This window comes from Flavobacterium sp. 22659, from assembly GCF_052044235.1.
GTDB classification, from domain to species: Bacteria; Bacteroidota; Bacteroidia; order Flavobacteriales; family Flavobacteriaceae; genus Flavobacterium; species Flavobacterium johnsoniae.
On the sequence record NZ_JBQEMU010000003.1, the window covers coordinates 240,480 to 262,052 of the forward strand.

21 protein-coding genes are annotated in these 21,573 nt (G+C 33.8%); 9 read left to right on the forward strand and 12 right to left on the reverse strand.

Annotation, left to right across the window (positions count from 1 at the left end; translation table 11 throughout):
• The first annotated feature begins 81 nt into the window (after positions 1–81).
• The 4 genes from ACTJIW_RS04835 (at position 82) to ACTJIW_RS04850 (ending at position 4,262) form a co-directional block, all read left to right on the forward strand.
• A complete protein-coding gene (locus ACTJIW_RS04835) occupies positions 82–1,470 on the forward strand; it encodes a dipeptidase (protein ID WP_440714624.1) in 1,389 nt (462 codons plus the stop codon).
• A gap of 241 nt (positions 1,471–1,711) precedes the next feature.
• Positions 1,712–2,674 carry a DUF6624 domain-containing protein gene (locus ACTJIW_RS04840; RefSeq protein WP_440714623.1) on the forward strand — a complete coding sequence of 321 codons (963 nt, stop codon included), beginning with the start codon at positions 1,712–1,714 and terminating at the stop codon, positions 2,672–2,674.
• Complete coding sequence (locus ACTJIW_RS04845; protein ID WP_012023442.1) at positions 2,671–3,045, forward strand: BlaI/MecI/CopY family transcriptional regulator; 375 nt, start codon at positions 2,671–2,673, stop codon at positions 3,043–3,045. The genes ACTJIW_RS04840 and ACTJIW_RS04845 overlap by 4 nt, the downstream gene beginning before the upstream one ends.
• Positions 3,042–4,262 carry a M56 family metallopeptidase gene (locus tag ACTJIW_RS04850; protein ID WP_440714622.1) on the forward strand — a complete coding sequence of 407 codons (1,221 nt, stop codon included), beginning with the start codon at positions 3,042–3,044 and terminating at the stop codon, positions 4,260–4,262. The genes ACTJIW_RS04845 and ACTJIW_RS04850 overlap by 4 nt, the downstream gene beginning before the upstream one ends.
• A 136-nt stretch (positions 4,263–4,398) precedes the next feature.
• Here ACTJIW_RS04850 and ACTJIW_RS04855 read toward each other — a convergent pair whose 3' ends face one another.
• The gene (locus tag ACTJIW_RS04855; RefSeq protein ID WP_440714621.1) at positions 4,399–5,763 is read right to left on the reverse strand and encodes a saccharopine dehydrogenase family protein; all 1,365 of its coding nucleotides are present in this window, start codon (positions 5,761–5,763) and stop codon (positions 4,399–4,401) included.
• Between the two features lie 187 nt (positions 5,764–5,950).
• Here ACTJIW_RS04855 and ACTJIW_RS04860 point away from each other — a divergent pair, with 187 nt between their 5' ends.
• Together ACTJIW_RS04860 and pckA are read left to right on the forward strand one after the other, a co-directional pair.
• The gene (locus ACTJIW_RS04860) at positions 5,951–6,337 is read left to right on the forward strand and encodes a DUF423 domain-containing protein (RefSeq protein WP_012023445.1); all 387 of its coding nucleotides are present in this window, start codon (positions 5,951–5,953) and stop codon (positions 6,335–6,337) included.
• Between the two features lie 204 nt (positions 6,338–6,541).
• Positions 6,542–8,146, forward strand: a complete 1,605-nt coding sequence (gene pckA, locus ACTJIW_RS04865) for a phosphoenolpyruvate carboxykinase (ATP) (protein WP_149205667.1) — start codon at positions 6,542–6,544, stop codon at positions 8,144–8,146.
• A gap of 126 nt (positions 8,147–8,272) precedes the next feature.
• Here pckA and ACTJIW_RS04870 read toward each other — a convergent pair whose 3' ends face one another.
• Positions 8,273–9,331 (reverse strand): phytase, encoded by a 1,059-nt coding sequence (locus ACTJIW_RS04870; RefSeq protein WP_440714620.1) that lies wholly within the window; start codon positions 9,329–9,331, stop codon positions 8,273–8,275.
• 74 nt (positions 9,332–9,405) lie between these two features.
• Positions 9,406–12,216 (reverse strand): TonB-dependent receptor, encoded by a 2,811-nt coding sequence (locus ACTJIW_RS04875; RefSeq protein WP_440714619.1) that lies wholly within the window; start codon positions 12,214–12,216, stop codon positions 9,406–9,408.
• Positions 12,217–12,455: 239 nt separating this feature from the next.
• Between ACTJIW_RS04875 and ACTJIW_RS04880 the strand changes: the two genes are divergently transcribed.
• A complete protein-coding gene (locus ACTJIW_RS04880) occupies positions 12,456–13,556 on the forward strand; it encodes a DUF4407 domain-containing protein (RefSeq protein WP_440714618.1) in 1,101 nt (366 codons plus the stop codon).
• 146 nt (positions 13,557–13,702) lie between these two features.
• Here ACTJIW_RS04880 and ACTJIW_RS04885 read toward each other — a convergent pair whose 3' ends face one another.
• The 8 genes from ACTJIW_RS04885 to ruvC form a co-directional block, all read right to left on the reverse strand.
• Complete coding sequence (locus ACTJIW_RS04885; RefSeq protein ID WP_012023450.1) at positions 13,703–14,407, reverse strand: PH domain-containing protein; 705 nt, start codon at positions 14,405–14,407, stop codon at positions 13,703–13,705.
• A 71-nt stretch (positions 14,408–14,478) separates the two neighbouring features.
• Positions 14,479–14,850: an MmcQ/YjbR family DNA-binding protein gene (locus ACTJIW_RS04890; protein WP_440714617.1), complete on the reverse strand. Its 372-nt coding sequence runs from the start codon at positions 14,848–14,850 to the stop codon at positions 14,479–14,481.
• 6 nt (positions 14,851–14,856) lie between these two features.
• Positions 14,857–15,207, reverse strand: coding sequence for a DUF4260 domain-containing protein (locus ACTJIW_RS04895; protein WP_440714616.1), 351 nt, complete (start codon positions 15,205–15,207; stop codon positions 14,857–14,859).
• A complete protein-coding gene (locus ACTJIW_RS04900) occupies positions 15,204–15,605 on the reverse strand; it encodes a GNAT family N-acetyltransferase (RefSeq protein ID WP_012023453.1) in 402 nt (133 codons plus the stop codon). The genes ACTJIW_RS04895 and ACTJIW_RS04900 overlap by 4 nt, the downstream gene beginning before the upstream one ends.
• Positions 15,606–15,764: 159 nt before the next feature.
• Positions 15,765–16,550 (reverse strand): cyclase family protein, encoded by a 786-nt coding sequence (locus ACTJIW_RS04905; RefSeq protein WP_440714615.1) that lies wholly within the window; start codon positions 16,548–16,550, stop codon positions 15,765–15,767.
• A gap of 51 nt (positions 16,551–16,601) precedes the next feature.
• Positions 16,602–16,979 (reverse strand): GxxExxY protein, encoded by a 378-nt coding sequence (locus ACTJIW_RS04910; RefSeq protein WP_440714614.1) that lies wholly within the window; start codon positions 16,977–16,979, stop codon positions 16,602–16,604.
• A 115-nt stretch (positions 16,980–17,094) separates the two neighbouring features.
• Entirely contained in the window at positions 17,095–18,249 is a 1,155-nt protein-coding gene (gene hemW, locus ACTJIW_RS04915) for a radical SAM family heme chaperone HemW (RefSeq protein ID WP_440714613.1), read from the reverse strand.
• An 86-nt stretch (positions 18,250–18,335) separates the two neighbouring features.
• Positions 18,336–18,890, reverse strand: a complete 555-nt coding sequence (ruvC, locus tag ACTJIW_RS04920) for a crossover junction endodeoxyribonuclease RuvC (RefSeq protein ID WP_121362521.1) — start codon at positions 18,888–18,890, stop codon at positions 18,336–18,338.
• A 109-nt stretch (positions 18,891–18,999) separates the two neighbouring features.
• Here ruvC and ACTJIW_RS04925 point away from each other — a divergent pair, with 109 nt between their 5' ends.
• The gene (locus ACTJIW_RS04925) at positions 19,000–19,944 is read left to right on the forward strand and encodes a lysylphosphatidylglycerol synthase domain-containing protein (protein ID WP_274253743.1); all 945 of its coding nucleotides are present in this window, start codon (positions 19,000–19,002) and stop codon (positions 19,942–19,944) included.
• Positions 19,941–21,044, forward strand: coding sequence for a glycosyltransferase family 2 protein (locus ACTJIW_RS04930; protein ID WP_440714612.1), 1,104 nt, complete (start codon positions 19,941–19,943; stop codon positions 21,042–21,044). The genes ACTJIW_RS04925 and ACTJIW_RS04930 overlap by 4 nt, the downstream gene beginning before the upstream one ends.
• Positions 21,045–21,066: 22 nt before the next feature.
• On the opposite strand, the gene ACTJIW_RS04935 is transcribed toward ACTJIW_RS04930, so the two are convergent.
• Positions 21,067–21,552, reverse strand: coding sequence for a hypothetical protein (locus ACTJIW_RS04935; protein WP_440714611.1), 486 nt, complete (start codon positions 21,550–21,552; stop codon positions 21,067–21,069).
• Positions 21,553–21,573 lie beyond the last annotated feature (21 nt).

Below are 21,573 nucleotides of genomic sequence, written 5' to 3' on the forward strand. Positions count from 1 at the left end.
TTTTGAATTATCAAAGCATTTTTTCAAAATTTTTTTTAATTCTCTTTTTTGTACTTTTGGGTTTCTATAAAAATAATTTAAATGGAAAATATTAAGTCCTACGTTCAACAACATAAAGATCGGTTTATCAACGAATTGATCGAATTATTAAAGATTCCGTCGGTTTCTGCCGACACTGCATATTCTCAAGATGTTATTGACACAGCAGAGGCTGTAAAAGAAAGTTTATCAAAAGCAGGGTGCGATTATGTCGAAACTTGCGACACTCCAGGTTATCCAATTATCTACGGAGAGAAAATTATAGATCCAAATCTTCCAACGGTTTTAGTTTACGGCCACTACGACGTACAACCGCCAGATCCATTAGAATTATGGACTTCACCACCTTTTGAACCGGTTATTAAAACTACAGATATTCATCCAGAAGGCGCAATCTTCGCGCGTGGAGCTTGTGACGACAAAGGTCAGATGTACATACACGTAAAAGCGCTTGAATTAATGGTGCAAAGCAATACACTTCCTTGTAACGTAAAATTCATGATCGAAGGTGAGGAGGAAGTAGGTTCGGCAAGTTTGGCTTGGTTCGTAGAGCGCAATCAGGAAAAACTGAAAAACGACGTAATTTTAATTTCAGATACAGGAATGATCTCCAACCAACAGCCGTCTATTACGACAGGTTTAAGAGGTTTGAGTTATGTTGAGGTAGAAGTTACAGGTCCAAACCGCGATTTGCACTCAGGTTTATACGGTGGAGCTGTGGCGAACCCAATTAATATTCTGGCAAAAATGATTGCTTCGCTTCACGACGAAAACAATCATATTACAATTCCAGGTTTCTACGATAAAGTAGAAGAATTATCTGCAGAAGAAAGAGCCGAAATGGCAAAAGCGCCTTTCAGCTTAGAAAAATATAAAAATGCTTTGAACATTGCCGATGTTTACGGCGAAAAAGGATATGTAACCAACGAAAGAAACTCAATCCGTCCAACTTTAGACGTAAACGGAATCTGGGGCGGTTATACTGGCGAAGGTGCTAAAACGGTTATTGCGAGTAAAGCTTTTGCTAAAATCTCGATGCGTTTGGTTCCAAATCAGGAATGGGAAGAGATTACAGAACTTTTCACAAAACATTTTACAAGCATTGCTCCAGCTGGAGTTACAGTAAAAGTAACGCCTCACCACGGTGGTCAAGGTTATGTAACGCCAATTGACAGCATTGGATATCAGGCGGCGAATAAAGCGTATACAGAAACGTTTGGAGTTCCTGCAATTCCGGTTCGTTCTGGAGGAAGTATTCCAATTGTGGCTTTGTTTGAAAAAGAATTAAAAAGCAAAACAATCTTAATGGGATTTGGTTTGGATAGCGATGCTATTCACTCGCCAAATGAGCATTTCGGAATTTTTAATTACCTAAAAGGTATTGAGACTATTCCGTTGTTTTACAAATATTTTGTGGAATTAAGTAAGTAAAAAAGGGACAAAGGTTCAAAGGCACAGAGGTGCAAAGTTTTATATAAATCCGTTCAGAAATGAGCGGATTTTTTTTGTTTCCTATGTTTTTAAATTCAAAAGAAAACCTCTGTCCCTTTGTCTCTCTGAACCTTTGTTCCTAAAAAAAAAGACCTCTTTTTCTTGCATATTAAAAATTTAACTCTACATTTGTAGAACAACGTCTATAAGTGTAGAGAATAACCGTTAATTAAATATGTCTATGAAAAAACTAATTGCTTTCTTTTTTATCACAATGAATATTGGTGTAATGCAGGCTCAAACTTATAAAGATTGGGTTCGTAAAGCAGATTCTTGTTATGCGGCAAAAAACTATGAACTGTCGGTTTCATATTATGATAAAGCCTTTAAAATAGAAAAGAAAGACTTTCGGGACTTATACAATGCCGGTTGTTCTGCTTCTATGGCAAAAGAAAATAAAAAAGCATTTAAATGGCTGAATCTTTCTATCGATAACGGATACGAGAATATTGCACATATTAAAATTGATGACGATTTAAAGCCTTTGCACTCAGAAAAAGAATGGAATAAAACAATTGATAAACTGCAGAAGAAGTTAGATGTTATTGGGGCAAATTATGATAAAGTGCTGGAGAAAGAACTTGCAGAGATTTATACCGAAGATCAGGAAATTCGCGGCGAATTTATGAGTGTTTACAGAGCCTCAAAACCTGATAAAAAGAAAATTGACAGCATTGGTAAAATTATGGAAAGAAAAGACAGTATTAATCTTATTAAGGTTATGAAAATACTGGACGAAAAAGGCTGGTTAGGAAAAAATGTAGTGGGAACACAAGGAAATCAAACGTTGTTTCTTGTAATTCAGCATTCTGATTTAAAATACCAGCAAAAATATCTGCCTATGATGAGAGAAGCGGTTAAAAACGGTAATGCAAATCCTGGAAACCTGGCGTATCTGGAAGACAGAGTAGCGCTGAGAGAAGGGAAAAAACAAATTTATGGCAGTCAGAGTTCAAAGAATAAAAAGACGGGTAAAATTTGTATTGCACCAATGATAGACCCGGATAATGTAGACAAAAGACGCGCAGAAGTTGGACTTGGCACAATGGCCGAATATGCTGCAAAAATGAATATTGAATGGAATTTGGAGCAATACAAAAAAGAATTATCTGAAACAGAAAAACTTGAAAATACAAAACCATGATACAATTATCTAACGCAGAAGAACAATTAATGGAGCATTTATGGAAGCTTGAAAAAGCTTTTATGAAAGATTTGCTCGAAGCGTATCCAGAACCAAAACCGGCAACGACAACCGTGGCGACGCTTTTAAAACGAATGATCGACAAGAAATTTGTGGCGTATAACGAATTTGGAAATTCGAGAGAATATTATCCGCTGGTAAAAAAGACAGACTATTTTGCAAAACATGTAAAAGGGCTCATTAGTAATTTCTTTAATAATTCGGCATCGCAGTTTGCTTCGTTTTTTACTACCGAAACCAATTTAACAGCTTCGGAACTGGAAGATCTTAAAAAAATAATCGATTCAGAAATTCAAAAAAAGAAAAAATGATAACCTATCTTTTAAAATCAGGAATACTGCTTTTTGTTTTTTATGCAGTATATAAATTGTTGTTGGAGAACGAAAAAATGTTTCGTTTTAACCGTGCCTATCTTATTGGAAGTTTGATTTTTAGTTTTGTAATTCCGCTGCAGCTGTTCTCAATAAAAACCACATTTGAAACGGGAATAAACAATATTCAATTAGAAGGAATAGTGATTCAAAAAGGACGCGCTCCTTTAAATGAAAATTACATCATGTATACTATTTTCTATTATTTAATTCGTGTTTATGTTATTGTTTCAATAGTGCTGGCTCTTCGTTTTGTTTTAAACCTAATTTCATTTTTTATAAAATTAAAAAGAAAAGAAATCTGCTTCGTAAATGGTGTCAAAGTAGTTTTAACCAATGAGGCGGTTTTACCTCACTCTTTTTGGAATGCCGTTTTTGTCAATAAAACAGATTTTGAAATGGGAAAAATTCCATCAGAATTAATTGCACACGAAAGGGCGCATTTAGAACAAGGGCATACTCTGGATGTTCTTTTTGTTGAAGTACTGCAAATTGTATTTTGGGTTAATCCGTTTCTTTCTCTTTTAAAAAAAGCAATTAAGCTCAATCATGAGTTCTTGGCTGATGAAGCTGTAAATGAACAGTTTAATTCGGTTTCAGATTATCAGAATTTATTGCTTGATTTTGCTTCGAATAAAAATACGATTTCGCTTGCTAGTAATATTAACTATTTAATAACTAAAAAACGTTTACTTATGATGACCAAAAAAGAAAATTCGACAAAAATTGCTTTAAAAATGGGTTTTGCAACTGCGATTTGCGGTTTATTACTGTTTATTTTTTCTACAAAAACTACAGCTCAGACAAACAGTTTAAAAGATCAAAATGATTTTAAAGTTAGTTATGATACTACTAGTGTAAATGAGCCTCAATTTCCTGGCGGTATAACAGAATTCTATAAGTTTATTGGTAAAAATTTTAAAATGCCTGCAGAAGCTTCAAAAAACAAAGTACAGGGAAAAGTTTTAATGGAGTTTATGATTGAAAAAGACGGAAGTTTATCTGAAATTAAAGTTACAAAAGATTTGGGATATGGTTTAGCAGATGAAGCTGTTAGAGTTTTAAGACTTTCTCCAAAATGGATTCCTGCAACTGAAAATGGAGAACCGGTTCGTGTAAGTTATGGATTGCCAATTACTATTCAGAGTGAGAAGTAGAATTACTGAGACTCTAAGACGCTAAGTTTTTCTCTTTGTTTCCGTTGCTTAAAAAAATAAAAAAATCCGCTTCTAAAAAGATAGAAGCGGATAAAATAAACTAAAAAAAAATTCTAAAAAAAATGAAGAATCCAGATTAAAATAAATCTGGATTATATCCAAAATAAGGTACTTTTTGTTCGTTAAAAATAACGCCGTATTCTTCTAATTCTTTTAATATAGGTTCGTAAACTTCTTTCTTAATTGGGAGCTGAACACCTGGTGTTGTGATTTTTCCGTTTAAGATTAACAATGTTGCTATTGCCACCGGAAGTCCAACCGTTTTTGCCATTGCCGTATAAGTTTGGTCGTCGCCAATGCAGACCATTTTCGAATCGATTTGCTTTTTCTCGCCGTTTAGTTCATAACCAAATTTATGATACATTACGATCATATCTTTATCCTCTGGTTCAAGAGCCCAGCTGTCTGTTAAGATTTTTTCTAAAATTTGAGCCGGAGTAGCATTTGGCAGATTTACTTTTTTGTCTGGGTTAAATAAATCCAGTTCCAGAAGTTTGTCCCACATAATATCGTCCTGATCGATTTTTAAGATCAGTCGGGTTTTAATTTCGACAGAATCTGTTGGATGATACGGAAGGAAAGAATTGATAAACTGGCGATAACTCATGTTTTCAGAACCTTCAAGAATATAACTGTCATCAGTCATTCCCAGTTGTACAAACATATTCCATGCCCTCGAAAAACCAACCCTTCTAATTGTTCCTCTGTATAAAGTCAGGACATCATCTAAACCATAAACTGATCGGTATTTAAGAGAATCCCGGTTAGAATAGGCTTCAAATTTTCCGTAACCTTCTACTTCCAGAAATTCGGTTCTTCTAAACAAAGCACTATACGGAATGTATTTATAAGTGCCTTCCTGAATAAACTTCGCAGCGCCGCCTTGTCCGGCCAAAACCACGTTTCTTGGTGCCCACGTAAATTTGTAATTCCACAAATTGTTATCAGATTCCGGAGCTACTAAACCACCGCAGAAAGATTCAAACAAAAGCATTTTACCGCCTTTTGACCTGATTTCGTCAATAACTTTCATGGCGCTCATGTGGTCTATGCCCGGATCAAGACCAATTTCGTTCATGAAAATCAAATTGTTCTTTTTTACCTCCTGATCCAGAGCCTGCATAGCATCACTAATGTAAGAAGCCGTTACGAGGTGTTTTTTAAACAGAATACAATCTTTAGCAATTTCGATATGTAAATGTGCAGGAAGCATCGAAATTACAATCGAAGCTTTTTCAATAGCCGTTTGTCTTTCTTTGGTATTAAAAATATCTAAAGCAATTGGAGTTGCATTGGGATGCTTTTGTGTCTTTTTTTCGGCTAAGGCCAAAGACAAATCAGCAACAACAAGATGCAGGTTTTCGGTTTCTGATTTTTTAAGCAGATAATTTATCAAAGATGAAGCAGATCTGCCGGCTCCAATTATTAAAACGCTTCTCATAATTCTAATATTTTAACACAAACATATTTAAATGTTATAAATATAACAAATTTAATTTGAAAAATGATATTCTTTTATTTCTATCTCACATAAAAAAATACGTTTTCGAGTGCTGAAATAATTGAGAAACTAAAACGAAAATTGAATAGGATGAAGTATTTTTGTTTAAAATTAAAGTTTAGAAAATATGAAAAGAAAAATTGTTTTAACTGGTGCTTTTATAGGGATGTTAGCTATTATTTTTGGAGCTTTTGGAGCCCATTTATTAAAAAAATATTTGTCTATTGAAGAGTTAAACACTTTTGAAGTTGGGGTTCGTTACCAAATGTACCACGCTCTCTTTTTACTTTTTCTTTCTACCCGAAAAGATATTGCCGAAAAAACCGTAAAAACAATCTATAATTTAGTTGTAGCAGGAGTTGTTCTTTTTAGCGGATCGATCTATATTTTAGCTACAAAAAGTCTTACAGTTTTTGATTCTAAAATTATCGTATTCGCAACACCTTTAGGCGGATTTTTATTAATTATAGGCTGGGCGGTATTATTTCTTACTATTTTGAGGAAAAAATCATAAAATCCCGAAAAAAAAATTCTGTATTAAAATTAATCTTTAATTTTGTCTCATAATTAACATATAAGGTTACTTATGTGAATTTTTATTGCTTTTTATCATCTTGATAAAAAAATATAACAATTTGCAAACTTGGACTTTACGTTTAAGATTAAGTAAAATTATATTTTGTTGCACCCAAAAAATAACACACACAACATTAAATTTATGGACAATAACACACTTTTCGCGCAATCGATTTCGTTAAAAGAATTAGGAATAGAAAATGCAACGGTTCGTTACCAGTTATCAGCAGATGAGCTTCATGCAATAACTGTGCAGTCAGGACAGGGTGTTGAGGCCTCTACAGGTGCTTTGGCAATTAATACAGGTGAATTTACAGGACGCTCTCCACAAGATCGTTTTATTGTAAAAGACAGCATTACAGAAGATAAAGTATGGTGGGGAAATGTAAATATACCGTTTGCACCAGAAGCTTTTGAGAAATTATATAATAAGGTAACAGCATTTTTATCGAACAAAGAGGTTTTTGTTCGTGATTCGTATGTTTGTTCAGATCCAAATTACAGATTAAACGTTCGCGTTGTTACCGAAACAGCTTGGTCGAACTTGTTTTGCTACAACATGTTCTTACGCCCGGAAGATTCTGAGCTGGCAAACTTTACTCCAGAATGGACAGTAGTATGCGCTCCAAGTTTTATGGCAGATCCTGCTGTAGACGGAACACGTCAGTCAAATTTTGCGATTCTTGATTTTACTAAAAAAATTGCTTTAATTGGAGGAACGGGTTATACAGGAGAAATGAAAAAAGGAATTTTCTCTGCTTTAAACTTCATTTTACCGGTTTTCGAAAACACATTACCAATGCACTGCAGCGCTAATGTTGGTAAAGATGGCGATACAGCAATTTTCTTTGGTTTATCGGGAACAGGAAAAACAACTTTATCTGCAGATCCGGAACGTAAATTAATTGGAGACGACGAACACGGATGGACTGCTGAAAATACAGTTTTTAACTTTGAAGGCGGATGTTACGCTAAAGTAATCAACTTAACAGAAGAAAACGAACCAGACATTTTTAGAGCGATTAAAAAAGGAGCGCTTTTAGAAAATGTGGTTTTTAAAGCAGGAACTAATGAGGTAGATTTTGATGATGTTTCGATTACTCAAAATACTCGTGTAAGTTACCCAATAACGCATATCGACAATATTCAGCCGGGTTCTATTGGTCATAACCCAAAAAATATATTTTTCCTTACAGCAGATTCTTTCGGAATTCTGCCTCCAATTTCAAAATTAACTCCGGGTCAGGCTGCTTACCATTTTATTTCTGGATATACAGCAAAAGTTGCCGGAACTGAAGCAGGAGTTACAGAACCACAGCCTAATTTCTCTGCTTGTTTTGGAGCGCCATTTATGCCTTTGCATCCAACTAAATATGCTGAAATGTTAAGCAAAAAAATGAAAGATGCTGATGTAAAAGTTTGGTTAATCAATACAGGATGGACTGGCGGTGCATACGGAACAGGAAGCCGTATGAAGTTAAAATATACTCGTGCTATGATTACTGCTGCATTAAACGGTGAACTGGATAATGTAGAGTATGTAAACCACAAAGTATTTGGAATTGCAAAACCACAATCTTGTCCTAACGTTCCAAGCGAAATTTTAAATCCAAGAAACACTTGGGAAGACAAAGATTTATATGATAAAAAGGCGTTAGAATTAGCACAGAAATTTAAAGCTAATTTTGCCAAATTTGAAGAGTTTGCCAATGCTGAAATCTTAGCAGGCGCACCGATTACAGAATAAAAGGACTTACTAATTCAAAGTAAAAAAGCTGTTCAGAAATGAACAGCTTTTTTGTTTGGTTTTCAATCGCAGTAAAAAAAAAAATAAACACTAACACGGGTACTGCGACTGAAAACACTCAAAGATTTATTTTTTTGCTTCGTCGATACGTTTTTGGATTAAATCCCAAGCGTAATAATGAAAAGTCATTCCGTTGCTCATCGCTGCAAAAAGTCCGTTTTTATATTTTGGACCTAAGTTAACATTTGTAACATCAGCACCGTCGCATTCAATTGTAGAAGTTGGAACTTCTGCCAATAACGGATGATTGTTTGGATTTCCGTTTGCACCTTCTCTTGGGTAAACCATAAACGAATTTGCCTGCTGGTTTGATACTAAAATATATCCTGTAGAATCTGTTTTTTTGTAAATCGCGATTCCTTCATGATCTGCTTTGAAATCTTTTTGACCAAAGAAAGCCAATTCTTTATTATCGTTTAAAGCTGGATCTGCTTTGTATTTTCTAATTCCAGCCTGTTCATCACAATAGTAAACAAAACCTAATTCGTTGTCTACTGCAATAGCTTCAATTTCTTTCTTTCCGCTGTACGTTCCAAATCTGCGAACCACTTTTGCAGCTGCGAATTTTCCGTTTCCAGAAAGTTCATACTGCCATAAATAACTTCCAGAAGATCCCGTTTTTCTTCCTACAATGGCAAAAATCTTTCCATCGCTTGGGCGAGTATATAAAGCAATTCCCATAGGATCGCGTTCTGTATCGCCTTCAAAAACAGGAATTCCGCCGTTATCAATAGGTTCTAAATCAGGTAAACTGAAAATTCTGATTCTGTTTTCTTCACGTTCTGTTGTTACGGCAACGTCTACTTTTTTTCCGTCAATAATCAATCCGTAAGCGATATCAACATTGTTTGGGCGTTTTAAAGTAATTGATTTTTTAAGGATTTTTCCATTCAAATCAAAAGCATACAAAGCGCCGTCAGTATCTTTATCTGTTCCCACAATAATGCTTTTTGAAGGATCTGTTGGGTTAATCCAGATAGAAGGATCGTCAGTATCGTGAGGCAGAGCTTCTGTAACTGCTGTTGGTTTTACGGCGTTTGGCTGAACTGGAGCTAATTTATCGTCTTTACAAGCCGTGAACGAAACAGCTAAAAGTAAAAGAGCAACTAAAGATTTATTTTTCATTATGTTATATATTTTAATGCAATTAGACAGAGCGCTAAACTCTGTCTAATTTAAGAATTTTAAAAAAGTGCAGATTACAAGTCTAATTTCAATCCGAAATTGTAACGAGGCTGGTAATACTCAGCTTGTTTTGTATGAGCAGCAACTCCTTGGTAGTAACGTAACGGCTGATTTGTTAAGTTATTAGCTTCTGCAAAAAAGCGAAGTTTTGGAGTAATTTTATAAGAAGCATTTGCGTCTAAGAAAAACTGCTTGTCATAGTAACTGTCTTTGTAAGACTCAGAACCTAATTCATCTAAATAATCAGATGTAAAGTTTGTTGAGATTCTTGCAGAGAAACGTTTGTTTTCCCAAGATAAAGATCCATTAAACATGTGCGGTGCAGTACCTGGAAGGCTGATATTTTTTCTTTCGTTTCCATCCTCATCTGCAATTCCTTTTGCTTTAGATTTTGTGTACGTGTAGTTTAAGTAAATACCAAAACCTTTTAAGAATTTACCAGGAAGGAAATCTAACTGACGTTGTAAAGCAACCTCAAATCCGTAAACATTAACATTGTCTCCGTTTCTTGATTGTAAAAATGACCAGTTTTCTCCAGTTGGAATTGGGTTTGATTGATTTGGAAAATCTGCAGCAAATTTAGCATCTGTGTATTGATTGTCGCTGTAGTTGTAAATGAAATCATTTAATTTTTTGTAGAAAACACCTCCGGAAATCAAACCAACAGATTTGAAATAGTTCTCTACCATGAAATCATAGTTGTATGCGTATGTAGCTTTAAGACCTGGATTTCCAGCTGTAATTTCTTTGTCAGCTGCAATGTTGTTTACATAAGGAGCCAATGCATAATAGTTTGGTCTTGCAAGTGCCGTTGTAGCCGCTGCTCTTAATACTAAATCTTTTGTTGCGTTGTATTGGAATGAAATACTTGGCAATACATTCGTGTATGAGTTTGTGTTGTTGATTTTGCTTTCTAATTCTTCTTCATCTAAAACTCTGTTTCCTGTATAATCAATATGAGTATTTTCAACACGAACACCCATTACCATAGAAAGTTTATCATTAAAATCCTGATCCCATCTTACGTAAGCAGCAGAAATTCTTTCTTTAGCATTGTAATTTACCGCTAAATATTCTGCCGGATCAGTTTCTTTATCAAATAAAGCAGGATTATTTAAATCTAAACTTCCTAAGAAAGAAGCCGAAGCAAACGCACCCGGAACATATTTACTTCCCGGATTAAAGTTTTTTCCATCATAATAGCTGTTAGGAACTTCAGATAATAATTCCATGCCATCATTAATTGGCTCGTAAGCATAAAACATATTGTTTCTTTCTTTTTCCTTTAAACGAAGTCTAAGACCTGTTCTTAATCTTCCTTTTTCCCCTGCAATTACAGAGAAAGGAAAACGGATGTTTACTTTTGCGCCAAATTCGCTTTCGCTGGTTTCGTCTGTGTTTTCAGTAACAGAATCAAATTTAAATTGATCAAGAGCTTCTCCAGCCGTTGTAACCAAAGGAAATCTTGTGTCTGTTAAGTTTTCGAATACATCAAGACCTTTTTGGCGGTATTCGATATAACGCTCGCCTGGACGGTATTCTCTTGCTTTTGCATAGTTGGCAGACCAGTCTAAATCTAAAGTAGAGTTGATTAAATGCTCTCCACGAAGCGAATAATTCTGAACTCTTTGGTCTTCTAATCTTCTGTTTTTGTTTCGGCTGTTGTCAACCCCACCTTTTGTCTGACGTTTTACACGTCCTTCAAAACCAATAATTTCTTCACCATTATAAAGAGGCTCAATATCGTCGATTGTGGTTCTGAAACGGTTTTCTCTATCGTCTCTCCAGTTGTAGATAGCATTGGCAAAAATTGTATTGTTTTCGTTGAATTTATAATCTAAAGCCAAAGAAGCACTGCGGCGAATACGCTGTACGTCATATTTTCTAATTTCTGAAGCTTGAAGATATTCATTTCCAAAATCATCTTTTACCCATTCATTTTCGATGTTATCAGAACCGTAATCTACATTGTTATAAGACCCACTGAAAACTACTCCTAATTTATCATTTGCAAAACGGTTACCATAAACAAATCCTGCTGTGTAAGAAGCATGCTCACGAATTGGTAAATATCCTCCTGCAAGTGTAGCAGAAATTCTTTCTCCGTTTGGAGTTGCTCTTGTAATTAAGTTAACAGAACCTCCAATTGCATCAGCATCCATGTCTGATGTAAGCGTTTTGTTTACTTCGATTGTAGAAATCATATCAGACGGAATTAAGTCCATTTGTACGTTTCTGTTATCTCCTTCGGCAGAAGGAATACGGTCACCATTTAAAGTAACAGAGTTTAAAGACGGAGCTAAACCTCTAATGATAATATTACGAGCTTCACCTTGGTCATTTTGCATTGTAATACCCGGAACACGTTTTAACGCATCTCCAACGTTCGCATCAGGAAAACGACCCATTTGGTCAGAAGAAATTACGTTTCCGATATTTTTATTGTTTTTCTGCTGGTTCAGTGCTTTAGCCTGACCTTTTAAGATATCTCCAACAACAACCTCTTTCAGTTCGTTTTCAGAAGCTTTAAGAGCAAAATCAATTACGTTGTTTTTTCCTTGTTCTACTTTTATTTCTTGAGTTAAAGTAGTATATCCAATATATTTTACTTCAACTTTATAAGTTCCTTCAGTAATATTTAATAATTCAAAACGACCGTTGTAGTCAGAAACGGTGTATTTTTTTTCACCTACAATTTGAACCATGGCTCCAGGCAGAGGCAGTTTGTCATCAGCATCTAATATCTTTCCGGATATTATCGCTTTCTGAGCAAAACCTGTTAAGGTCAATAATAAAAATGTTGTTAATAAATAGAATTTTTTCATCGTTGTGTTTTGTTTTTTATTTGATCGGTGCGAAGCTAAAGCCCCAGTATTACTAAACCCTTGGAAAAAAATTAACATAGTGTTATGATTACCCGGTTACTGCTTGTTGTTATTAATGTTTAAGTAACATTAAAACTTCAAGTTTTTGATTTACAAGTAAAAAGAAATTGATATTTTGATTAGAATTAAAAATTTGGCGTTAAATTTGCCGTATCAATCACAATCAAAAATCATCAATCATGTTAAAACAATTTTTTATCCTATGTTCAGGAGCCGACCGCGACATCCTGAAAAACTGTTCAGAAGGCGAACAAACCAAATATGTAGGTATTGGTGCCACAGTATTTTTTACAGCGGTAATGGCTTTCTTAGCCAGTGCTTATGCGCTTTTTACTGTTTTCGATTCTATTTATCCCGCTTTGATTTTTGGATTTGTATGGAGTTTATTAATCTTTAATCTGGACCGATTTATCGTTTCTACTATTAAGAAAAGAGATCGTTTTATGGATGAATTCCTGCAGGCGACACCTCGTATTATATTGGCCGTTATTATTGCAATTGTAATTTCTAAGCCTTTGGAAATTAAAATTTTCGAAAAAGAAATCAATACCGTTTTATTGAAAGAAAAAAACGAGATGGAATTGGCCAATAAAAAGCAGGTTGGTAATTATTTTAAATCAGATTTAGATAAAAATAAAGCCGAGATTGCAGCTCTAAAAGCTGATATTCTAAAAAAAGAGAAGGAGGTAAACGATTTGTATTCAGTTTATATTACTGAGGCCGAAGGAACAACTGGAACAAAAAAACTTGGAAAAGGTCCGGTTTATAAAGAAAAACGCGAAAAACACGATGCAGCTTTAAAAGAGTTTGAAGTTCTCAAAAAGACCAATGAAGCTAAAATTGCCGAAAAAGAAAAAACAGGTAAACAATTACAAGCCGATTTAGATAAAAAAGTTTCGCAGACACAGCCTATCATCGAAGGTTTTGATGGGTTAATGGCATGTATCAATGCGTTGAATAAACTGCCTTGGCTTCCGTCATTTTTCATTATGCTGTTGTTTTTAGCTATTGAAACATCACCAATTATTGCCAAATTATTAGCTCCAAAAGGTGAATTCGATTTTAAACAAGAAGAAGCCGAAACGGCAATGAAAGCCACTTTGGAACAAAACAAATACCAACGTGAATTATTAGTAAAAACCAGTGCAGAAATGCATGATAAAGTTTATGCTGATATTGCAGAAGATAAAGGTTTATTTGATTTACAGCGAAAAAATGCAAAAGAGTTATTGGAACTGCAATCGCATAAATTTGTAGAAAAACAAAAGGCTACGCTTTAGTCTAAAGTTGGAAAGTCGAAAGTCATAAAGTCGAAGTACAGACTTAAAAAAGAAAGCCAGAAATAGAAATTCTATTTCTGGCTTTTTATTTATAAAGAGAAGAAAACTTTAATACTTTATGACTTTCGACTTTCCAACTTTAAGACTTACATATAACTTAAAATCTCTTTTTTATAAGCATCATATTCTCCCTGCATGATTAAACCATTATCAAGAAGTTTTTTGTAATTCTGTAATTTATCAAAAAGTTCTTCTTTAGATAAATCACTTAATTTACGTTCTCCGGCTGGCTGAGTCGGAAGCGGTTCATAAGTTTCTGTAACAACAGGAGCTGCTGGTAAAATTTCAGCAAAACTTGTTACTTCTTCTGTTTCAACTTCTTCGATCTCTTCTTCTGCTTCTTCTTCAAAAACAGGTTCAGCAGTTTCTTGAATTGGAGTGGCAGTCTGAACTGGATTTTTTAATAAATCCAATTGTTCTTTAGCGTATGTATAAATTTTTCTAGCCTGAATTTTTGGAATATAATCAATAGAAACGGCTAAATCTGTTTTAGTGCCAAATGAAAATTCAGAACCTAAAATGTTTTCTTTTACAAAAGTACTTGCAATATCATCCCAAGTGTAATCAGTAAAATCCATAGAAAGACCTAAATTTTTAGGTTTACAGATAATGATACGTTTGTTTGTTAATACAATACTATCCGGAAAAACAGTAATTGCAGGCTTTTTTTGTACTGCGATGTATCCAACTTCTTCACCTTTCATTAATAAATCAGTAAGTTTCGAAGTTATTTTTTCAATCGCTTTTGGATCTTGTTCTTCGTTCAGAAATTTTTTAAATTGTTCTTTCATTGTTTATTAGTTGCTAAGTTTCAAAGCGGCTAAGCTGCTAAATTTTTTTTCTAACGATGCAAATGTAATGCCTAATTTTCTAATTCGATAATTTCATTCTGAATTTTCTTCGTCAAACTTTTGAAAACCAATTCATACGAATGGTCTATCAATTCTTTGACAAATTTTACGGGTAAATTTCCGTTTAATGCCACCGTATTCCAATGTACTTTACTCATGTGAAATCCTGGTTGTATTTCGTCATATTCGGCTCTTAGCTCTTGTGCACGGTCTGGATCACATTTTAAATTGACAGATTGTTCATTCTTTTCCCATTGTGATAAAGAAGATAAGGCAAACATTTTTCCTCCCACTTTAAAAACCAAAGTATCTTCATCAAAAGGAAAATGTTCGCTCACCCCTTTTTTAGACAGACAATATTCGTAAAATGTATCTAAATTCATAACTTTTTATTTACCAATTTCACCTAAATGCGTGTATTTAAAACCTTTTTCATATTTAAGCCCATATCCAAAAATGCGATCCATAGCCGAATGTGAAAATAAAATAATTCCGGCTAATTGAGCGCTTTCAATGCTTAAATAACATCCAGCAGCATAAATTAAAAGTGCAATTCCTTTATGGTGAAAGATATTATACAATAAGGCACCGCTTTTATTGCCAAATGCATATCCAATCATAGACATATCAGGAGCCAAGATTAAAGCCAGAAACCACCACCATTCATAACTTAAACGGTTGAAAAGAAATATTCCGAGAACAAATAAGGCAGTTTCTTCGAGTTTTAATACTGTTTTCATTTTACTATTTTTTCCATCATTTTTTCAGGATGATTCAGTTTTGTAAATCCGAATTTTTCATATAAAAAGTGCGCATCAGTTGTGGCCAATCGCCAGATTTTTACTTCCTGAAGCTGTGGATCATTCATCATTGTTTCAATTAAAATTGATGAATACCCTTTGCCGCGATGTTCTTCATCAATAAAAACATCCATTAAATAAGCAAAAACAACATAATCAGTTATGACGCGTGCAAAGCCAATTTGCTTGTCATTTAAATAAATTCCAAAACAAACCGAAGTGTCAATCGTACGTTGTACTTCATCAATAGTTCGTCCAGCTGCCCAATAAATGTCTTTCAGGAAGTTTTGTATAAACGGAACGTCAAGTTTTGCTTTATCAGTTGATACACTAATCATATGGTTTTTGTTTTTTTGCCACAAATTTCACGAATTTTCACGAATTAATTTTTTGCCACAGATTAAAGGATTAAAATGATTAAATCTGTGCAAATCTTTTTAATCTGTGGCAAAATAAAAAAAGAAATTCGTGCAAATTCGTGAAATTCGTGGCAAACCTTAAATCTTATATAAAATTGGTTTTGATGGGCTTGCGTCATTTTCAAACGAAACGATTTGAAGATTTAGTATATAACTTCCATCTTCAATTTCGTCCGGAACGTAAATCATTTCTGTAATCGTAGCATTAAATCTCGCATCTGAATTTAGATTGTGCGTGTCTTTTACATTCCAAAACGCCTTATGTGCCAATAATTTTCCTTCATCGTGTTCTTTGTCAACACTTGGCAAATCGATCAATAAATGCTGAATTTCGCTTTCGCGGATGAAAATTGCTGCTTCTTCAGACAAATACGGCGGATTTGTATTGGAGTATTTTCTTGACTTTTTGTCTATCTGATTTGGAAGTGTTCGAATTATTAAAGCTTCATTTGTCACGCTGAGCGAAGTCGAAGCGCGATCCAGTGATGTCACATTGAGCGAAGTCGAAATGCTTTCTTTTGTAATAACATAATCTTCTCCAATCTTTTCAGGTTCAACCGTAATCAATTTAGCAGAAAAGAAAAACTGTTTCAGTGATTGATTAATACTAAAAAAATCATTCGTAATATGACCTAAACATTCCGTATGCGTTCCATGCCCATGCGGATTGAAGAAAATATTATTGAAATTCGTTGATGATTTTCCTTCTGAAACTTTCCCAATCCAGTCGCCAAAAATTACAGGTTCAATAACCGGTTTTTCAATATACCAGGCAATTGGGTTTTCATCTGTATTTGTTAATGGAATAGAGATATCAATGGGTTTTGATAAGTCAATTTCGAAGTTGTTTATTTTTGCTATCATAATTTAACCGCAAGGAGCGCTAAGGTTTACGCAAAGGTCGCTAGGATTTTATTAAAGATTGTTTGCTATTCTTTTAACTCCGTGTTTTAGTAATGCAACATTAAAATTTATTAATAAGCCTAATTTGCAATTTGTTAATTTTAAATAACTCAATAGTTGAGCGAAATGTACTTCATTTAAACAATCGACTGCTTTTATTTCCAAAATTAGTTTATTTTCTACTAAAATATCTAATCGATAACCAACATCTAATTTCACCTCTTCATAAATCAAAGGCAAAGCCTTTTGCTTTTCAACCAATAAGCCTAGTTTTCTTAACTCATAAAATAAGCATTCTTCGTAAGCACTTTCTAAAAGTCCAGGTCTTAAAGTTTGATGAACCTTCAAAGCCGAATGAAACACAATGCGTGATAAATCATTTTCTGACATGAGTAATTAATTATAAAATTAAAACTCAAATCTACGGTTTATTCTATTTATTGTAAATTTATTCTTACAAAAAAAACAATAGCGTTCTTTGCGTAAATCTTAGCGAACCTTGCGGTTAAATCTCAGGCTCTAAATAAAATAAATCTGAAGCAATTCCATCCGTTAAAAATTTTCCTTTAAGAGTAGGCTTTAAAATGTTGTTTTCGATCGATAGCAGATCGTCGTTTAAGAACTTTTGAGATTGTTCTAATAAATAATTCAAATATTCTGATCCAAATTCCTGTTCAATTCGGTTTAGAGAAACACCCCAAATCGTTCGCAGCCCCGTCATAATATATTCATTATAACGATCTGAAATGGTTAATGTTTCCGTTTCAATTGGAAGTTCATCGTTTTGAATCGCTTTTAAATACAATGAATTATTTGCAATATTCCAGCCTCTTTTTTCACCGTCGTAACTGTGCGCAGAAGGTCCGATTCCGATATATTTTTTGCCCAGCCAATACGCCGAATTGTTTTTGGAGAAATAATTCTCTTTTCCAAAATTCGATAATTCGTAATGAATAAAACCATTTTTTTGAAGCATTTCAACCAAAATTGTAAAATGGTTTGAAGCGGCTTCGTCTTGAGGTTCGGCAATTTTTCCGGTTTGAATTAATTTGCTTAAAGCGGTTTTGGATTCAACTGTCAAAGCATAACTCGAAATATGCGGAATGCCAAAATTTAAAGCAGTTTGAATATTTTGTTTCCACATTTCGTCGCTCATTCCCGGAATTCCGTAAATTAAATCAAGCGAAATATTATCAAAGTATTTGGTTGCTTCTTCCAGACATTTTTTGGCTTCCGCCGAATTATGAGCGCGATTCATCATTTTCAAATCCTCTTCATAAAAAGACTGAATCCCGATGCTTAAACGATTTATAGGGCTTTTAGATAATTCCAGAATTCTTTCAGCAGACAAATCATCCGGATTAGCTTCAAGTGTAATTTCAGGATTTTCGACAACTTTATAGTTTTTATAAACTTCAGAAATTAAAAAGTTTATTTCGTCATTTGATAAAACCGAAGGAGTTCCGCCGCCAAAATAGATAGTTTCCACAATCTCATTGTCACTTCGAGCAGAGTCGAGAAGTTCATTTTTACGCATGCCAATTTCTTTGGCTAATGCCAACACCATATCGTCTTTCTTTTTCATAGAAGTAGAAAAATGAAAGTCACAGTAATGACAAGCCTGTTTGCAAAAAGGTATGTGAATATAGATGCCGCTCATTTTTTAATTAGATAATTAGAGAATGTGTCAATTAGATATTTATGGTTGTCTACAGAATTATCAAATTGATAAATTGGCACATTGACTCATTTCTTAACTCGATCCTCGTTTTGTTTCACAAAAGCATCCCAGCCCGAATAACTTTTTCCGGCAATAACTTTTCCAGAATTAAAAAAATGACAAACCGCAGCCGCTAAACCGTCTGTTGAATCGAGATTTTTTGGTAATTCTTTTAAACCTAAAAGCTGTTGTAACATTTTAGCGACCTGTTCTTTGCTTGCATTTCCGTTTCCGGTAATTGCCATTTTTATTTTTTTAGGTTCGTATTCTGTAATCGGAATTCCTCTTGAAAGACCCGCTGCCATGGCGACACCTTGCGCACGACCTAATTTCAGCATCGATTGTACGTTTTTACCAAAGAAAGGAGCTTCAATTGCAATTTCGTCTGGGCAATGCGTTTCGATTAATTCAATGGTTCTTTCAAAAATGATTCTTAATTTTTGGTAATGATTGTCGTATTTAGAAAGCTGCAATTCGTTTAATTGCAGAAATTCCATTTTTTTATTGATTACTTTAATCAATCCAAAACCCATAATTGTAGTTCCGGGGTCAATGCCTAATATGATGCGTTCTTTTGTCAAAGTTTTTGTTTCAAGTTTGAGGTTTCACGTTTCAAGTTTTTGAAAAATGATACCTATTCATTTTCTCATTTTCAAATTGCCACATTCTCAAATTGATTACTTTTGCGGCATGATTTCAATTCCTCACAAAGCTAAGCAATTCCTAGTTCTTCTGGCCAAACTTTTAATTGTTGGCGGCGCATTTTATTTTATTTACAACCAGCTGGCAAACAACGACAAATTAGACTGGAGTAAATTCATTGTTTTATTCCGAAAAAATCAATCGGTTTTAGGAATTTCGTTTATTTTGCTTTTGAGTATTTTGAATCGTTATTTCGAGATTTTGAAGTGGCAGAATCTGGCACAGGTAATTCATAAAATATCGGTTTATGAAGCCACAAAACAGGTTTTGGCCGCTTTGACAGCGGGAATTTTTACACCAAACGGAGTAGGAGAGTATGCTGGAAAAGCGTTGTATTATCCAAAAAATGAAGCTAAAAGAGTTGTTTTTTTAAACCTGATTTGCAACGGAATCCAAATGATTCTAACTGTGATTTTCGGGATTTTTGGATTACTGTATTTCAATGCACAATTTAATGTAATTACAACCAAAACAGTTCTAATTCTTTTTGGAGGATTTGCATTCATTCTGATTGTATTATTTTCAATTAAAAAGATAAAAATAAAGGGATATTCTATTGAAAAGCTGATTCATAAAATCAACGAAATTCCAAAATCTGTTCACCAGAAAAATATCTTTTTAGGAATTTGCCGCTATTTGGTTTTTTCGCATCAGTATTACTTTTTGTTTTTAGGTTTTGATGTCGATTTACCGTATTTAACTTTAATGGCAGCAATAACGTCGGTTTACTTTTTAGCTTCTTCATTGCCGACATTTCAGTTTTTAGATTTTGCAGTAAAAGGAAGCGTTGCCATTTATTTCTTCGGAATTTTAGGCGTAAACGAATGGATTGTAATTTTCATAAGCACTTTAATGTGGTTCTTGAACGTCGTTTTACCAGTAGTTTTAGGAAGTTATTTTGTACTGAATTTTAAAACCAAAACAGCAGAATGATTTTTGTGTTGTTTGCAATATTAACCACTTATATTGTCAGCATTTTTTTGCTGATTTATGGTTTTGTCAAAGTAAAAAAATATCAAAAAACAGATTTAAAACCACAAACTAGTTTTACAATTGTAGTTCCGTTTCGAAATGAAAAAGAAAACCTGCCCAATCTTTTAAACAGCATTTCAAACTTAAATTATCCAACAGATTTATTTGAAGTTATTTTGGTTGATGATTCTTCAATTGAAAAGTTTCAATTTTCAACTGTTAATTATCAATTGTTAATTATTGATAATATCCGTGTTTCAAATTCTCCAAAAAAAGATGCTATTACAACAGCCATGCAGCACGTAAAAACCGATTGGGTTATTACAACCGATGCTGATTGTATTGTTCCGGAAAACTGGCTTTTGACGTTTGATAATTATATTCAGGAAAATAAAATTGCAATGCTTGCAGGAGCGGTTTCATACAAATGTGAAAATTCTTTTTTAGATCATTTTCAGCAATTAGATTTAACAAGTTTGCAAGGTGCTACAATTGGAAGTTTTGGTTTAAATAAAGGCTTTATGTGCAACGGGGCTAATTTTGCCTACAAAAAAACGTTGTTTCAAAGCTTAAACGGTTTCGATGGAAATGACAAAATTGCCAGCGGTGACGATGTTTTTTTATTGCAGAAAGCAATCGAAATGTTTCCAGATAAGGTGCATTATTTAAAAGCTCATGAGGCAATTGTACTAACAAAACCTGCCGAAAACTGGAAATCATTATTTCATCAAAGAGTGCGCTGGGCGGCAAAAACAAGTTCTTATAAAAGTACGTTTGGTAAATTTCTGGGAATAATTGTATTCTTCGGAAACTTAAGTCTGGTAATTGCTTTTTTCTTGTTTCTTTTCGGGATTATGGGTTATCCATTTTTGGTTTTATCTGCTTTTTTAAAGTTTGCTGTCGATTTTGTTCTGCTTTCCATCACCAATAAATTTCTAACCAAAACCAGAATTAAAAGTCTTTTATTAAGTAGTTTGTTTTATCCTTTTTTCAGTTCTGCTGTGGCTTTATATAGTTTGTTTGGTTCTTATGAATGGAAAGACCGCAGGTTTAGGAGTTAATTTTCTACCGTTAAAAAAAATATTATTTTTTATTTTTCTCTTTAATAATTACAGGTAAAATAAATTGAGTTTTTACAGGAAGACCTCGTTTTATGGCTGGATTTACTTTAGGAAAATCGACTAAACGGGCATGAAGAATACTATCAATTCTAATAGTATCATAAGCCACAGAATCTTTTTGAAATTGAGGTTCAAATTTCATTTTAGAATTCGGAAAAATAGTCACTTTTACTTGTATTGTATCCAGATCCGGATATAGAATCGACAAACTGTCAACGTCGAGTTTTTCCTGAATAAGCTGCGACATAACATCAAAAAAGCATTTCTGACGTTCTTTTTTGTCTGTAATTGTCTCGCAGTCAGAAACTGTAGGGTATTCGTCAACTTCTTTCCAGTTAATTGATTTTAGCTCTTTTTGAAGTAATTCTTTTTCAGAAGGAACTTTCTTCTCAAAATATTGACAAGAATTGAAAAATATGCAAACTATAAAAAAGAAAAACTGCTTCAAGATTTTGACTTTGAATTGAAT